Source organism: Massilia sp. 05N420, from assembly GCF_056397205.1.
This window is the reverse complement of the sequence record NZ_JBFTMX010000012.1, coordinates 104,971-119,922: the sequence shown is the minus strand read 5'-3', so window position 1 is coordinate 119,922 and position 14,952 is coordinate 104,971. Positions and strand designations below refer to the sequence as shown.

Below are 14,952 nucleotides of genomic sequence, written 5' to 3'. Positions count from 1 at the left end.
ATTCTGTACCCTGGCTTTAAAGGAATGGCAAGTCGTGAGCCTTTCAACACATTTCATACATATTTTCGCCAGCAAATCCGTGCGTCGACACATATATTATTTATTGGATTTGCATTTCGCGACGAGCACATCGAGACAATTCTTCAAGAAATTGGCCCTAACAGGAAAGTGGTAAATTGGAACCCGGCAGACCAACCTGAACGGAATTATCTCAAGGACGCTCTGCACATAAAAGAACCTTTTGGTGCGCATGCAAATGGTGGGATGGAGCTAAATGCTAATCTTCCTTCAAAACTCGTTGAGTGGCTACATTCCCAATAGTATGTATGCTAATGGCGCCTGCCGGCTCCCGCTAACCTATAGATCCTCGTGGAGTCCTTCAAGTGACAAAACTCTAGAACTGAGCAACTTTAGCGTACTAGCTGAATAATGTTCAAGTTCGGCCTGAATATAATTCATTATGCCTGGTATGTCGGAGTCCTTCTCCACAAAAATGTACCGAACGTCAGAGGGCTCGAATTTTAACATACAGTGCTTTTTAGTTAGTTCATTTGCGGCTGAAAGCTCTTCTTGTTTTTCATGTGATGTCCGGGATAGGTATGCGTCTATTTTTTCATTTTTGGGAACATAGCGCCATTCGCATTCGAAATAAAAATTCTTTTGAACAGGCGTGCCCTTCAGTACCATCGTGCCTGTTATCGGTTTGGAGTGCGCAAATATATATCGCATCGTCTTTTTCGCTTCATCACGCTCGATACCTTTTATCTCATTGGAATGATTATTCAGGTTAAGCAATTCCTTTCTAAGGTCATTGTTTCCAGTTAGGTACAATAAGGGGTTAAGACCGTTTATTTCTGCCCACCTTCTTGACATTCCTATTCCATATTTTCCATAAAATTCGACGTGATCGCTGATGCGCGACAAAGGAATGTCGCAGAAGCAGACCATCGGGAAGCTAATATAGTCGTATTCGCCTTGAGTTAACTGGGAAACGTCTTCTAAACAGTAACGTGGCCAGAAACCTTCTTTTAATATCGATTTAATTATATCAATATTATTTGTAAAATGAAAAAGCGTGCTGGATTTAGGATTCATCAATCTTTCGCTTGTTATTCTAGATTTATTGCCGATTTTAAAAAATTATAGTAGTAACTCGCGCCAAGGTGTTTTTGAGTAAGTGGCGCTCCCAATCTCGGCCTCAGTACCGTTAATCAAAGCGAGCTTGCAATTACTTTTTGAAATGCCAGGGGCGGCTGCTCTTGACCGAGCTCGGAAGTTGTTACAGCCCAGTGTATCGCTCTTGTTGCTCTTAGTGCAAGAAGGATAGTGTTATCAGATCCTGAAGCGATATAGCGTCCCTAAGAGCCACTTTGTAACCAAGCTCAAGCATGAAAGTCTCTACCTGGAGAACCCCAAATCTTGGTTCTGACTTCGTTGCGACTTGCGTTCTTGCTCGTGCTCGGCACGCTGATCGCGTCCCTTTTTCTCGGGCTGGTGTTGTCGCTCGACCTGGTCTCGACATAGTTGGGCCAGCCGTTGCCGCTCCTTTTCGGCCTTGTACGACTCGTACTTGGCTCGAAGGTCGGCCCGGCCGCTGTCCAGGTGTGCTTGGAATGCCTGTCGCTTCTGATCGTCGTGAGCGTCGCGCTGCGCGATCGCAGCCGCCAGGTCGCCTGACAGGTCCAGGGTCGATCGGTCAGTGGCCTGCGCCTGCCGCTCCAAGTCGCCGGCCGCCTTGGCCGCCGCGAGCCTCTCTACGATCTCGCTTTCGAAGTCCAGCCGCTTGCGGCACGGTTTGCCGGTTCTTCGCTCGATGGCAGTCGCGGTCGGCCCCAGGTGCTGGGTCGGTGTCCGCTCGATGCCCTGTGCCTCCAACGTTCGGTGATCGATCCTGACGTCGTGACCCAGTGCCTGTAGCCGCTCGTTCGTCAGCTCGGCCCATCTGGTGCGAATTCGATCGATCTCGTTGGCCTTGCCCAGGCCACCGCCCATGTTGTGGGCCACCAGGTCCAACTCGCGCACCTTGTTACCCAGGCCTTCTCCCTCGATGCGGTCGGTGGTGGTCAGGATGTGCGCATGGTGGTTCCGGTTGTCGCCCGCTTGGTCTGGCGCGTGGATCGCGACGTCGGCCGCGATCCCGTAGCGGTCGGCCAGCTCCTGGGCGAAGTCCACAGCCAGCCGGCGCCGCTGGCCGGCGTCCAGTTCATCGGGCAGGGCCACCAGGAACTCGCGCGCGACCTGGGCGTCGGCACGCTTGTTCTTCGCCTCGACGGCGTTCCACAGCTCGGCGCGCGTCGGCTGCCACGTCGAGCCGGATGGCATCACGAGGTCGGCTGATTGCAAGCCGCGCTTCCTTGTGAAGTCGTGGACCTCGCCCGTGCGCTGGTCCTGAATCTGCTCGCAGGCGCGGTAGGCCGCCGCAGCGGTCGAGCTGCGCCCGGCCTTGCGGCTGATGATCTTCGCCGACAGGTGATAGATCGCCATAGCGCGCTCGCTGTTGACGTTGGGGTTGTCTTTGGCCCGCCGCAGGCGCGCACGCAAACCGACAGGTTTGCATTAAGTGCGCCCTTGGCCTCGCTTCGCTCGTTCTCGGGACCCGGCAGGCGCTACCACTGTCGCAGCTCGCCGGGCTCATCAGCGTGAGCTAGCTCAGCCGGACCCACGCGGCATAGCGCGGTCCAGATCCAGCGCAACCCGAATGGCATAAGCGAGGTGAACACTGGAGCCTGAACCTGCTTTGGAGGGAACATGAGCAATCCCATCGACAAGGCGCAGCAGCGAATCGACGAGCTGCAGCAAAAGCTGAAACAGGCGAGGGCCCTGAAAAGCCGGATTGAAGCGCGGCAGAGGGGGGGGCGGAAGCCAAGCAAAAGCGGGCAGAGGAAACGCGACGAAAAATCCTCGCAGGAGCGCTCGCGCTCGAGATGATGGATCGCGACGAAGGCGTGAAGACACGCTTCATGGCGAGACTGGACAGGTTCCTCACGCGCGCGGACGACCGTGCCCTGTTTGGGCTACCGCCAAGGACTTAATAGACGTGGACCCACGCCTTAAGCCAGAACCAAAACTGGTTATTGTCGTTGAAGCAACAAGGGCGTACACTGGGCAGTTTCGAGAGTCTRCAAGCGGACAGAAGAAAACGTCGAAAGACTAAATCACCAGATACGATTTGTAAGGACTGGATGTATGCCGGTATATCTGCATGGACTTGCTCTAAAGAATTATCGAGGAGTGGGACAGGATTTTGAAAAGGCAGGACCTTTTCAAAGCTGTAACTTCTTTATAGGTACTAATAATAGCGGGAAGTCCTGCTTCTTAAACTTCATTTCGACACATTTGGCTTCAGCCCATAGTTACGCACACGGGGCCACTCTAAAACTRCAGCCGCTAGAAGTGCATTTAGGTGCCACTCCTCATGAAGTGGAATTTGGTTTTGCAGTTCCGCAAGCAGAGGCAGAGGCGAGACTTCGACAACGGATTGAAAACCAGAAAGGAATGGTTTCACCAGATATTGCAGTTATCTTGGGAAAGCTTTTCAAATCTTTGTCCGAAGAGGGATATATATGGATAGCAGCGAAGGCAACTGCTCCAGTTCAACGTAGTTTTTCTAAGCTATCAGCGGATGAAATCAAAATCTCTCTAGCCTCTCACGAGTGGCAAAATCTCTGGCACGCCGTTACAGGCTATTCCAGGGGAGGTTTGAATGATTGGTATGGGCAGGTAATTAATGTCATGCTGGAAATATTTGCTCTTGGGTACCCTAGCGCTCGAATAATTCCGGCTAAAAGGCAAATCGGAGCTAGAGGCCACAATTTCGACGATTATAGCGGAGCAGGCCTGATTGATAAGCTTGCTGAGCTACAAAATCCAGGCCCTACAGAGCGTAACTTGCGTGAGGATTTCGACAAGATAAACTCTTTTCTGCAAGAGGTTACTGGCGATACAAGTGGGATGATCGAAATACCTCATAATCGAGAAGAGGTCCTAGTGCACAAAGAAGAAAGAGTGCTTCCTCTTTCTTCTTTAGGTACCGGAATTCACGAGGTGGTAATGATCGCAGCATTCTGCACACTAACAAAACAAAGCATAGTTTGCATAGAAGAGCCAGAAATTCATCTGCATCCACTGCTGCAAAAAAAATTGATAAGATACATAACAGAAAATACCGATAATCAATATTTTATTGCAACGCATTCAGCTAGCATAATAGATCAACCGGGAGCTTCTGTATTTCATGTAACGCAGAAAAATGGCGCGACAGCAGTCTGTTTCGCTGCCGCCTCAGTACAGCGGTTTCAAGTATGCCAAGACCTTGGATACCGAGCGTCGGATCTTTTACAAACCAATGCTATCATCTGGGTCGAGGGTCCATCGGATCGAATTTATATCAACCATTGGATAGCAGCAGTAGATGGTAAGTTAAAGGAGGGAATACATTATTCCATTATGTACTATGGTGGTAGGTTGCTAAGCCACTTGAGCGCGACAGATGACGAGATCAGCGATTTTATTTTGCTGAGGAAGCTGAATAATAATATGGCTATAGTTATCGATAGTGACAAAAAAAATTCGGCAACAAGAATTAACGACACTAAGAAACGTGTAATTGAAGAGTTTAAGATACATTCGGAACCARCATGGCTAACAGCTGGAAGAGAAATAGAGAACTATATTCCGGAGAACGTGCTGAGCAATGCTTTGCGCCAGCTTTACAAGAATTTTTCGGCAGTTGATAGTGTGGAAAGATATGCGCATAGACTCCACTTCGTTTCGACAGGGAAAACGCCGAAGGTAATTACAGATATTGATAAAGTAAAGGTGGCGCGCAAAGTATGCGAGTCAAAGGCGGATTTCACAATGTACGATTTACGTATGCAAGTGGATCGGATTGTTCAAATGATTCAAAAGGCGAATGCCTAGTACCTTAAGGACAACTGCTTCGTGCTCTGAGCCGTTCGGATCGTCTAGTGTCAACCATGTGAATGCGCAGTCTATAGAGAGCATCCGATCTCAGTCGTGCTTTGGCGGCCGTTGCGTAACCTTACTTTCGGCGTTCGTGTAATCAATTCCGACCTTAAAGAAGTCTGTTAAGGTATGCATTAACGTTGGAGCTTCGGCAACAGTTACCGACCGGGTAGCTCAGCATCGGTTAGAGTCAGACCTCCTCGGGGCATGTTTGGGGGTACAACGAACTCCAGAGTGGCGGAAACCCAGCATCGATGCGGTCTCCCGCCGTTGATGGGAATCCCCCTCTCCAAGAACATAGACACAGAGCGGCCTCCGGGCCGCTTTGTCGTTTCTACCCACAATTCGACCCAATCGAATTCGGTCGAGCTGGCCCTACAGCTTTTYGATCTGCCGGTCGATCGCCTTGCGCGCTCGCTCGTTGCGCTCACTGTAACGATCGTTCAGGTAGTCGGCGCGGCCGCGCAGTAGCAGCGTGAACTTGAACAGCTCCTCCATCACGTCGACCACGCGGTCGTAGTAGGCCGACGGGCGCATGCGGCCTGCCTCGTCGAACTCTTTGTAGGCCATCGGCACCGACGACTGGTTCGGGATCGTGAACATGCGCATCCAGCGGCCCAGCAGGCGCAGGGTGTTGACCACGTTGAAGGACTGCGAGCCGCCGCACACCTGCATCACCGCCAACGTACGGCCCTGGCTTGGCCGGACGGCACCCTGTTCCAGCGGAATCCAGTCGATCTGGTTCTTCATCACGGCCGTGATCGCCCCGTGGCGTTCGGGGCTGCACCATACCTGGCCCTCGGACCACAGGCACAACTCGCGCAGCTCGGCCACCTTCGGATGCGTCTCGGGCACGCTGCCGACCATCGGCAGCTCCATCGGGTCGAAGATCTTCACCTCGGCGCCGAAGTGCTCGAGGATGCGCGCCGCCTCCCAGGTCAGGAAGCGGCTGAAGGAGCGTTCGCGCAAGGAGCCGTAGAGCATCAGGATACGTGGCGGATGGTTCATGTCGCCGGCCGGTTCGAGCCTTCCGATCGTCGGCAAGTCCAGCAGCTCGGGCTTGATGTTGGGGAGGTTTTGCAGTGGCTCAGCCATGCTTGACCTCCTGCGGTTGTCCAGCGGCGGCGAAGTCGCTTTGCGCCACCGTGCCGGCCACCGACGCCTCGCGGTGCGCCGCCGGATACAGCCAGCAGAACAGCGGCGTCGCGGCTGCGGCACCCAGCAGCTGCGCCACGATGAAGCCGAATGTATCGGCGGGACGGATGCCGGCGAAGGTGTTGGTGGCGCTGCGCGCCAGGGTCACCGCCGGGTTGGCGAACGAGGTCGAGGAAGTGAACCAGTAGGCGGCCGTGATGTAGGCCGCGACGGCGAACGGCGTCACGCTGGGCCGGCTGCGCGAGCACCCGATGATGACGGCGATCAGGCCGAAGGTGGCGACGAATTCGCTCCACCATTGCGCGGCGCCGGTGCGCACGTGTTCGGACGCGACGAACAGGGGGACGTCGAACATCAGGTGCGCAGCAGCCACGCCGGCAAAGGCGCCGGCAAGCTGCGCGGCGATGTAGGGGATCACCTCGGAGGCCGGCATATTCTTCTGCCACGCTTCCGACAGCGTGACGACCGGGTTGAAGTGCGCGCCCGAGATCGTCCCGAACATCAGGACCAAGGCCAGCAGGCCGGCGCCGGTCGCTATCGCGTTGGCCAGCAGGGCGATGGCCACGTTGCCGCCGGCCAGGCGCTCGGCCATGATGCCCGAACCCACGACCACGGCCAGCAGGAGTGCCGTGCCGAGGCCCTCGGCAACGATTCGTCTGGAAAATGTCATTGTGCAAGTCCTCCGTTCACGTCAGGCCGCGACCGGCTGCAGGGTCCCGATGCGGTCCAGCTCCGCCTTCAGGCGCGCCTTGTCGTTCTTCAACTGGTCCAGTGGGAGAGCCAGGAAAGCTTCGATGCGGGCGCGCAGGATCGCGTAGGCGGTCTCGAAGGCGGCGTTGATTTCCGCCTCGGTGCCGACCACATGGCTCGGGTCTTCCACGCCCCAGTGGGTGCGCAGCACCGGGCCGAGATAGGCCGGGCAGGTTTCACCGGCGGCGCTGGCGCAGACAGTCACCACGATGTCCGGCGTCACGGGCAGGTCGTCCCAGGACTTGCTGTAATAGCCCTCGGTAGGGATCTCCTTGCTGGCCAGCAGTGCGAGCGCCTTCTCGTTCAGCTTGCCGGTAGGCTGGCTGCCGGCGCTGATGGCGTGCCAGCCAGTTGGCGCCAGATGGTTAAAGACGGCTTCGCTGATGAGCGAGCGGCAGGAGTTGCCGGTGCAGAGGAAAAGTACGTTCACAGTAGACCTTTGGTTAGCGGTAAGGAATCAGGCGCTTGCGCCGGCCGTGCTGGGTTCGCAGCTTGAACCGCTGGCCGGCGTGCAGGGGTTGCCGCCACAGCAGTTCTCGGACAAGAAGCCCAGCAGCTGGTTCATCGTCTCGAAGTTCGCGGCGTAGTAGATGAAGCGTCCGTCGTGCTTCGGCGTCACCAGGTTCGCGTGGGCCAGCTCCTTCAGGTGGAACGAAAGCGAGGACGGCGCCACGTTCAGGGCTTCGGCGATCTTTGTCGCCGACAGGCCGGCAGGGCCAGCCTGCACGAGCAAGCGGTAAGTTGCCAGCCGCGATTCCTGGGCCAGGGCGGCGAGGGCGGCGAGAGCCGGTTTGGTTTCCATGAGGTCATCCATTATTTGATAATTCTAGTATAGTGGAATTGAGGTCTCGACTGCAAGCTGGCAGGTGTGCCAATACGACGCTTCTAAATATATCGAAATAACTTGACCGGTGGATGACAAGTGACTATTCTTTATTCGTCGAATTACGAATAAACATGATGTCGAGATACCTTGGTCATGATGTGTCGCTGAGCTATTCGTAATTCGACGAAAAAAGAACAGCTGCGTCGCGGCTGCATATCAACAACCGGACTGGCGCCGGATTGGACGAGGAGAACAACATGAACATGAATGATGGACAAGAGCTTCCGGTCGCAGTGCTCGGCGCCGGTCCGGTAGGTCTTGCGGCGGCTGCACATCTGATCGAGCGCGGATTGACACCACTGGTCCTCGAAGCCGGCGCCACCGTCGCCGCCAACTTGATCACCTACCGCCATGTGCGTCTATTCTCGCCGTGGCAGTACAACATCGACAAGGCGGCACGCCGCCTGCTACAGGGTCATGGATGGAAGGCGCCCGCCGACGACGGACTCCCGACCGCTGGCGAGCTGCTCGACGATTACCTCGTCCCGCTCGCCGAGACGCCGGAAATCGCGCCCGGTCTGCTGCTCGGGCACCGCGTGGTGGCCATCACCCGGCTTGGCTTCGACAAGGTGAAAACCAAGGGCCGCGAGGGCGCGCCTTTCCTCATTCGTGCCGAGACAGCCGACGGCCCGCGCCAGTATCTCGCCAGCGCGGTGATCGATGCCACCGGCACCTGGTCGCACCAGAACCCGCTGGGCGCGGACGGCATTCCCGCGCTGGGCGAGGCGACCCTGGCCTGGCGGATCGACTATGGCATGCCCGACGTGCTGGGCGCTGCTCGCCAGCACTTTGCGGGACGGCGGGTACTGGTCGTCGGTGCAGGGCACTCCGCAGCCGGCACCTTGCTTGCGCTCGCCCAGCTGGCCCGAGAGAACTCGGAAACCAGCATCGTATGGGCGACCCGCGGCAGCCAGCTGGCACGGGTGTTCGGCGGCGGTGAAGCCGATGGTCTGCAGGCGCGCGGACAGTTGGGCATGCGGCTCAAGGCCCTGCGCGATTCGGGCGGCCTGGAACTGCGCCAGAACTTCCGCATCGAGGCGCTGACCGAGGTCGGCGGTCGGGTCCGTGTGATCGGAGAGCCGGTCGGCGGCGAGGTTCCGGTTATCGACGGGATCGACCGGATCGTCTGCGCAGCAGGTGCACGGCCGGAGCTCGCGCTGACCCGGGAACTGCGCGTGCGCCATGATCCGTGGCTCGAAAGTACCGACGCGCTGGCGCCCCTGATCGACCCGAATGAACATAGCTGCGGTTCCGTACGCCCGCATGGGCACCGCGAACTGGCGCACCCGGAGAGCGGCTACTACGCTGTCGGCGCGAAGAGCTACGGCCGTGCGCCGAACTTCCTGATGGCGACCGGCTACGAGCAGGTGCGTTCGGTGGTCGCGGCCCTCGTGGGCGACATGGCGGCAGCCGACGACGTGCAGCTCGAGCTGCCGGAAACCGGGGTGTGCAACACGCGTCTGGCCTACGAGGATGCCGGAGCCGATCCGGCAAGCTCGTGCTGTGTGTCGCCATCCGGCGCTGGCGGCTGCAGCAAGTCCGTCGAGGCAAGCTGCTGCGCCTGATATTCTCGATCCGCCGCCGGCATGCACCGGCGGTGACCATCCTGGAGCTTTCCGTGCATCCGTCATCGAAGACCATCGGCATCCTCGCCGTCACCCAGATCCTGTCCTGGGGATCGCTTTACTACGCCTTCACCATTCTGGCGCCCGGCATCCAGCGCGACCTGGCGCTCACGCCGGAAGTCGTGTTCGGCGCCTTTTCCTGGGCGCTGCTGGTTGCCGGAATCGCGGCGACCCCGGTCGGCATATTGCTGGACCGCTACGGCGGCCGCCATGTCATGGCCGCCGGCTCGTTCCTGTGCTTCCTCGGGCTGGCCTGGATCAGCCGCTGCCACGGCGCGGCGTCCTACTACCTCGCCTGGACCGTGATCGGCGTGGGCATGGCCCTGACCTTGTACGAGGCCGCCTTCGGCACGATCAACCGCAAGTTGGAGGCCGGCTCGCGGCCGGCGATTTCCACCTTGACCCTGTTTGGCGGCTTCGCCAGCACCTTGTTCTGGCCGCTGACCGCCAAGCTCCATGCGGTGCTCGGTTGGCGCGACACCTACCTGTGGTACGGCGTCTTGCAGGTGGCGGTGTGCATGCCGCTGCACCTCTGGCTGGGCGCCGATCCCGTTCGCGACCAACGGGGAGCGCCTGCCAGCCCGCGCCGCGACCACACCCTGGCGGAAGCCTTGCGGCACCCCGCGTTCTGGACGCTGGCGCTGGCATTCTCCGCCAACACATTCATCTTCTCGGCCATGGCGGTGCACCTGATCCCCTTGCTCGAACGCCTGGGCCATTCCGCGACAACCGCAGTCCTGCTGACCGCGCTGATCGGCCCGATGCAGGTGCTGGGACGGGTAGGGGAGATGACGATCGCGCGGGATACGCCGCCGCAGACGGTCGGCAAGCTGACCTTCGCCATGCTCCCCGCGGCCTTGCTCGTCCTGGCTCTTTTCGGTTTGCACGCCTGGACGGCCGCCATGTTCTGCGTGCTGTACGGGCTGAGCAATGGCATCCTGACCATCGTGCGCGGCTCGATCCCGCAGGCGCTGTTCGGCCGCGAAAACTACGGCGCCATCGCCGGCGCCATGGCGGGTCCTTCGCTGCTCTCGAAAGCGGCTGGTCCGCTTGTCGCGGCGGCGATCCTCCGCAATGCCAGCGGCCCGGAAGTGCTCTTGTTCGTGCTGCTGGCCATGGCGATCGCCTCGCTCGGGTTCTATCTGCGGGCGGTCGCCGGTCCTCGCCAAGCGGAAACGGTCAAAGACTTTGACAAGAGCGCCGCCTAGTGTCTATTCTCTGTTCGTCAAACAACGAATGAACTCCATGTCAAAGTCCTGCTGTCCCCCGACCAGTCCTCGCACGCGCAGCGCGGAGATCGATGTCGATGATCTTGCGCGCATGTGCAAGGCCGTCTCGCATCCTGCCCGCCTTCAGCTGCTGCGGCATCTGATCGACTACGGCGACTGCTACTTCGGCAGCCTGGCCGACGTCCTGCCGCTGGCGCCGTCGACGATCTCGAACCACGTCTCGATCCTGAAGGAGTCTGGACTGATCGAAGGCTCGTCGGACATGCAGCGGGTGTGCTACTGCGTCAACCAGGAGCGGCTCCAGCAGTTCAAGCTCGCGGTCGCGGCACTTTAAAACTGGCGGAGGGCGTCGGCCTCCAATTCACTTGCTGCACTTCCTCCTCGGGTCGGCGCGGTGTGACGATGCTGAGCAGGGGCGCTTTGATCGGTTGCTATCCTCGCCGCGCGCGTCTTCGGCGTCGATCTCTCCGGTGAACTTCTCAACGCGACGCGCCTTGTCGCACCCCTGGCGCAAGATATCGGTCTCGCCAATTCGAAACGGGATGCCGATGAATTTTGCTGACTGCCTGGGCCGTGGTTTGCCGGGGAATGCCCATGACGTTTGACAAGCACGTCCGGCTTGTCGTCGGAGCCGAACTGGGCGCGGTACTGCAGCGCGGATTCACGGAAGCGATCGACGCGACCGCAGTCCCGCCGCCACTGCTATACGTCCTCGCAAACGGCCAGGAAGTGCGCGACGCGGTCGAGGATGGTAGCTGGCCAGCACCCGACAGCCGCTTTTCCGGCGAGGCCGCGCTGGACGCCTATGCCTTGCCCTTGCTGCGCTGCTTCATCGACGAGCGGCGCAGCCGTGTATCGGATACGCCGGAATATCGTTTCGGGAATGCGCTCGCGCGCGACCTGCATCCTGTCGGCCATTACTTCGACCGCTATGTCGTGCGCTTGTTTGATGGCGCGGACGCGCCACTGGGCCGAAGCGGAGAGTGTCGGCCATATGCGCTCGGCCTGCGCACCGCCGAGCTTGACATCGCTCCGGCGAAGGGGGCGAAGAAGCGGAGGTTCGAAATCGGCCGTGTCATTTACGACCTCGACACCCAGCGTGCCATCATGGACGCGATTTTTACCGCGTTCGAAACCTACTACGTGCAGGCGAGCGGGCGCTTCGGACAAGGGAACGCCGAACAAGTGCTGGACTCATGCTGGGACGCGTTTCGCCAGGCCGTCGGCGCCGTGCTGCCGCGTTTCCGTTCGCCGCGCCTGGATGCCGAGCGGGAATGGATTGCGACTGCACGATGGCAGAGCCCGGCCCGGTTCCAGCTAGCCGGCGACCTGCTGGTGCCCGCGCTGTCATTGCGCGGCCGGTCCCCTGGCGCGCGTCGCTTGCCGGTCGAGCGCACGGTCGTGCACGATGCCTTGCCCCATGCGCTTGCCGCTGACAGCCTGCGCCAATTCTACCGTTTTCACACGGTGCCGAGCCTCGTCGTGCGCCGGGTGGCCGAAGTGGAAGCCGCATCCGTTTCGCAGCACGCAGATGACGATGGACTCCGGTGAATCGGGAACGTTGTGGAAGGGATTGCCGGAATGACCGGTCGGTAGTGCCGCGCCGGATTGACGCTGCGAGATTCGCCGCCGCCCTGTCCAGAGACAGGGCTCGGCTGCCGTTAAGGCATTCTGAAGATGATCAGATGGCGGGAGAAGATGGACCGCAATAATTATTGCGCACGCTTTTTCTCTTCCTTCTTTACTTTCTTGTCCGCCTTCTTTTCTTTGGCCGTCTTTGCGGGCTCTTTTTTGGTGGATTTTTTTGCGTCCTGGCTTTTACTCATTTATATTCTCCAATTGAAATTCTGCACCGGTCACTGATTTTCACCCGGCGTCAATGAACCGAGTATCCGCGCAATGTGGGCAGCGGCTGCATGGCCACGGCGACATCGCCTTCTGGATCTTCCTCGGTTTTCCACTGAACCCAGCCGAGCACTTCTTCGATACTGGCAAGACCGCTATACAAGGCCGTACGGGCCTCGACAAGATTAGCCATTTGATGCCTCTCCTGAAGCGCCACGGCGGCAAGAGAAGGATCCAGAGCGCTGATACGCGCTTCCAGTTCTTCGAGATCGTCGGCGAGTGCCGAGTGCAGGGCATGCAAAGCCGCTACCGCATCATCTGTATCGTAGGGCTCTCTATCATTCATGGTAATTTCTGTTTTCAGCCTCATGGTTGTCGCGTCACGCGTCCACAAGATACAGCAATTGTGGAAATGCTGCCGCCGATTCGAGAATTGCACACTGGATACCGAGTCGGATGGCGGATCGATAACAATTGCCTTTTTCATGCAAGACTGATTTGTGTGAAAACCTTTTTTTGTACAATAGCGCGAAATGATTAGGTGAAAAGCCGAAGCCCCTGTATATTGGACCTCGCACTACATCAAGTCGTCGTTATTGTTGGTCTTTCTCTCCCGTCTCGCCTTCTGGCGGTCCTGTTTGATTTCCTCCGCTACACCCTCTTGGTCGAATGTGCGTTTCGGGCGATTTGCCCATGCATCTTAAAGGACTAAAAATGACTACTCAAACCGGCACCGTAAAATGGTTCAACGACTCCAAAGGCTTCGGCTTCATCACGCCTGATGCAGGCGGCGGCGATCTGTTTGCCCATTTCCAGGATATCCAATCGGAAGGTTTCAAGAGCCTTGCCGAAAACCAGCGCGTCTCGTTCGTGCGCTCGACCGGCCCGAAAGGCGAAAAAGCGGGCAATATCCGCGCCATCTAAGCGGCCAGCCCTGGCGACGCGTGCGACGCGGATAGCGTTGCCGTGCCCGGCGGGCCCGGATTTCAGCTGACTCCGGCCACCCAGCGACTGGGCCTGGATCGGCAGGAAAAAACGGATTTACGTTCATCGTAAATCCGTTTTTTTATGGGCGCGCCTCGAGCGCTTCACATCGCAGTTTGCTAGCGGCGACTAAACAAGTCCGCTAAACAGGTCCATCGATAGACTTGCCTGGAAGCGACTGCTAGCATGCCACATCGACAACCCTCGAGGTGCCTCGGCATGGAATTGAGCGCAAGTCCCCAGGAACAGCAGACCAGCAACGCGACCCGCGACGTGGTCGTCGGCATGCTCTTTGTCGGCCTCCTGTTCTTCATCCTCGGTTTCGTCACCTGGCTGAACGGTTCGCTGATTCCCTTCCTGAAGGTGGTCTGCAAGCTGACCAATTTCCAGGCCCTGCTGGTCACTTTCGCCTTCTACATCGCCTACACCGTGATGGCCCTGCCGTCGGCCGCGGTACTCAAGCGCACCGGCTACAAGAAGGGGATGAGCTTGGGTCTGGGGATCATGGGCATCGGCGCCTTGCTCTTCATTCCGGCCGCGCAGAGCCGGCACTACGAGCTGTTCCTGGCCGGGCTGTTCACGCTGGCCACCGGCATGACCCTGATGCAGACCGCCATCAATCCCTACATCGTCTGTCTCGGCCCGCGCGAGAGCGCCGCCATGCGCATCAGCATCATGGGACTCTTCAATAAAGGTGCCGGCATCGTCGTGCCGCTCATCTTCACCAGTCTGATGCTGAAGAATATCGACACCGCGTCCGAGGCCGTGCTGGCGCAGCGGCTGGTCTTCCCCTATGCCTGCATGGCGGCGGCGCTGTTCGTGATCATGGCCTTCATCCATTTTTCGAAGCTGCGCGAGATTCCGCCGGAGCTCGATGGTGACGACGCCAGTGTCGACGCCACCTCGGTCCTGCAGTTCCCGCAACTGGTGCTGGGCGCGCTGGCGCTGTTCGCTTATGTCGGCGTGGAGGTGATCGCCGGCGACACCATCGGCCTGTACGGCCATGAGCTGAAGGTCGCCAATTTCGGCGTGCTGACTTCCTACACCATGGTGTGCATGGTGATCGGTTACCTGATCGGCGTGGTGGCGATCCCGCGCTTCATGTCGCAGCAGCGGGCGCTGGTGCTGTCGGGCCTCGTCGGCGTCCTGCTGACGGTCGGCGTGACCACCGGTTCGGCCACGGACGCCGCGCTGTCGCAGGCACTGCTCGGCTGGAGCGGTGCGCCGCTGGTGCCGGACAGCGTGATGTTCCTGGCGCTGCTTGGCCTGGCCAATGCCATGGTGTGGCCTGCGATCTGGCCGCTGGCCCTGCAGGGACTCGGGCGGCATACCGCCAGCGGCTCGGCGGTGCTGGTGATGGCGATCGCCGGCGGCGCGCTGCTGCCGCTGCTCTACGGCCATCTGGCGGACATCGTCACCCCGCGCAGCGCCTACTGGCTGCTGCTGCCTTGCTATGCGCTGATCCTCTGGTATGCCGCGAGCGGCCACAAGATCCGCCGCTGGCGCTGAACTG

16 protein-coding genes are annotated in these 14,952 nt (G+C 58.8%); 9 read left to right on the top strand and 7 right to left on the bottom strand.

Annotation, left to right across the window (positions count from 1 at the left end):
- A partial coding sequence (locus tag AC1DIX_RS09660) for a hypothetical protein (protein ID WP_477323875.1) occupies positions 1–321 on the top strand: 321 nt, incomplete at its 5' end.
- Between the two features lie 36 nt (positions 322–357).
- On the opposite strand, the gene AC1DIX_RS09655 is transcribed toward AC1DIX_RS09660, so the two are convergent.
- Both AC1DIX_RS09655 and mobQ read right to left on the bottom strand, forming a co-directional pair.
- Positions 358–1,095 carry an abortive infection system antitoxin AbiGi family protein gene (locus AC1DIX_RS09655; RefSeq protein WP_477323873.1) on the bottom strand — a complete coding sequence of 246 codons (738 nt, stop codon included), beginning with the start codon at positions 1,093–1,095 and terminating at the stop codon, positions 358–360.
- Positions 1,096–1,398: 303 nt separating this feature from the next.
- Positions 1,399–2,484 (bottom strand): MobQ family relaxase, encoded by a 1,086-nt coding sequence (gene mobQ, locus AC1DIX_RS09650; protein ID WP_477323871.1) that lies wholly within the window; start codon positions 2,482–2,484, stop codon positions 1,399–1,401.
- 264 nt (positions 2,485–2,748) lie between these two features.
- On the opposite strand from mobQ, the gene AC1DIX_RS09645 reads away from it, so the two are divergent.
- Positions 2,749–2,928, top strand: coding sequence for a hypothetical protein (locus AC1DIX_RS09645; protein ID WP_477323869.1), 180 nt, complete (start codon positions 2,749–2,751; stop codon positions 2,926–2,928).
- Positions 2,929–3,186: 258 nt separating this feature from the next.
- Positions 3,187–4,920, top strand: a complete 1,734-nt coding sequence (locus AC1DIX_RS09640) for an AAA family ATPase (protein WP_477323867.1) — start codon at positions 3,187–3,189, stop codon at positions 4,918–4,920.
- A gap of 420 nt (positions 4,921–5,340) precedes the next feature.
- Here AC1DIX_RS09640 and arsH read toward each other — a convergent pair whose 3' ends face one another.
- Genes arsH through AC1DIX_RS09620 form a run of 4 tightly spaced genes read right to left on the bottom strand, consistent with a single transcriptional unit; the run spans position 5,341 to position 7,672 of the window.
- Complete coding sequence (arsH, locus tag AC1DIX_RS09635; RefSeq protein WP_477323865.1) at positions 5,341–6,060, bottom strand: arsenical resistance protein ArsH; 720 nt, start codon at positions 6,058–6,060, stop codon at positions 5,341–5,343.
- Positions 6,053–6,790: an aquaporin gene (locus tag AC1DIX_RS09630; RefSeq protein WP_477323862.1), complete on the bottom strand. Its 738-nt coding sequence runs from the start codon at positions 6,788–6,790 to the stop codon at positions 6,053–6,055. The genes arsH and AC1DIX_RS09630 overlap by 8 nt, the downstream gene beginning before the upstream one ends.
- Positions 6,791–6,811: 21 nt before the next feature.
- Positions 6,812–7,300, bottom strand: coding sequence for an arsenate reductase ArsC (locus AC1DIX_RS09625; protein WP_477323860.1), 489 nt, complete (start codon positions 7,298–7,300; stop codon positions 6,812–6,814).
- A gap of 27 nt (positions 7,301–7,327) precedes the next feature.
- Positions 7,328–7,672: an ArsR/SmtB family transcription factor gene (locus AC1DIX_RS09620; protein ID WP_477323858.1), complete on the bottom strand. Its 345-nt coding sequence runs from the start codon at positions 7,670–7,672 to the stop codon at positions 7,328–7,330.
- Positions 7,673–7,953: 281 nt separating this feature from the next.
- Between AC1DIX_RS09620 and AC1DIX_RS09615 the strand changes: the two genes are divergently transcribed.
- The 4 genes from AC1DIX_RS09615 to AC1DIX_RS09600 all read left to right on the top strand — a co-directional run bounded on the left by AC1DIX_RS09615 (position 7,954) and on the right by AC1DIX_RS09600 (position 12,161).
- Positions 7,954–9,321, top strand: a complete 1,368-nt coding sequence (locus AC1DIX_RS09615) for an FAD-dependent oxidoreductase (RefSeq protein WP_477323856.1) — start codon at positions 7,954–7,956, stop codon at positions 9,319–9,321.
- Positions 9,255–10,589: an MFS transporter gene (locus AC1DIX_RS09610; protein WP_477323854.1), complete on the top strand. Its 1,335-nt coding sequence runs from the start codon at positions 9,255–9,257 to the stop codon at positions 10,587–10,589. Before AC1DIX_RS09615 ends, AC1DIX_RS09610 begins: the two co-directional genes overlap by 67 nt.
- 37 nt (positions 10,590–10,626) lie before the next feature.
- A complete protein-coding gene (locus AC1DIX_RS09605; protein ID WP_477323852.1) occupies positions 10,627–10,944 on the top strand; it encodes an ArsR/SmtB family transcription factor in 318 nt (105 codons plus the stop codon).
- Between the two features lie 260 nt (positions 10,945–11,204).
- Positions 11,205–12,161: a hypothetical protein gene (locus AC1DIX_RS09600; RefSeq protein ID WP_477323850.1), complete on the top strand. Its 957-nt coding sequence runs from the start codon at positions 11,205–11,207 to the stop codon at positions 12,159–12,161.
- Between the two features lie 325 nt (positions 12,162–12,486).
- Here the strand turns inward: AC1DIX_RS09600 and AC1DIX_RS09595 are convergent, their stop codons facing one another.
- Positions 12,487–12,942, bottom strand: a complete 456-nt coding sequence (locus tag AC1DIX_RS09595) for a hypothetical protein (protein ID WP_477323848.1) — start codon at positions 12,940–12,942, stop codon at positions 12,487–12,489.
- 227 nt (positions 12,943–13,169) lie between these two features.
- Here AC1DIX_RS09595 and AC1DIX_RS09590 point away from each other — a divergent pair, with 227 nt between their 5' ends.
- Both AC1DIX_RS09590 and AC1DIX_RS09585 read left to right on the top strand, forming a co-directional pair.
- A complete protein-coding gene (locus AC1DIX_RS09590) occupies positions 13,170–13,379 on the top strand; it encodes a cold-shock protein (protein WP_056136492.1) in 210 nt (69 codons plus the stop codon).
- A gap of 279 nt (positions 13,380–13,658) precedes the next feature.
- Positions 13,659–14,948, top strand: coding sequence for a sugar MFS transporter (locus AC1DIX_RS09585; RefSeq protein ID WP_477323846.1), 1,290 nt, complete (start codon positions 13,659–13,661; stop codon positions 14,946–14,948).
- Positions 14,949–14,952 lie beyond the last annotated feature (4 nt).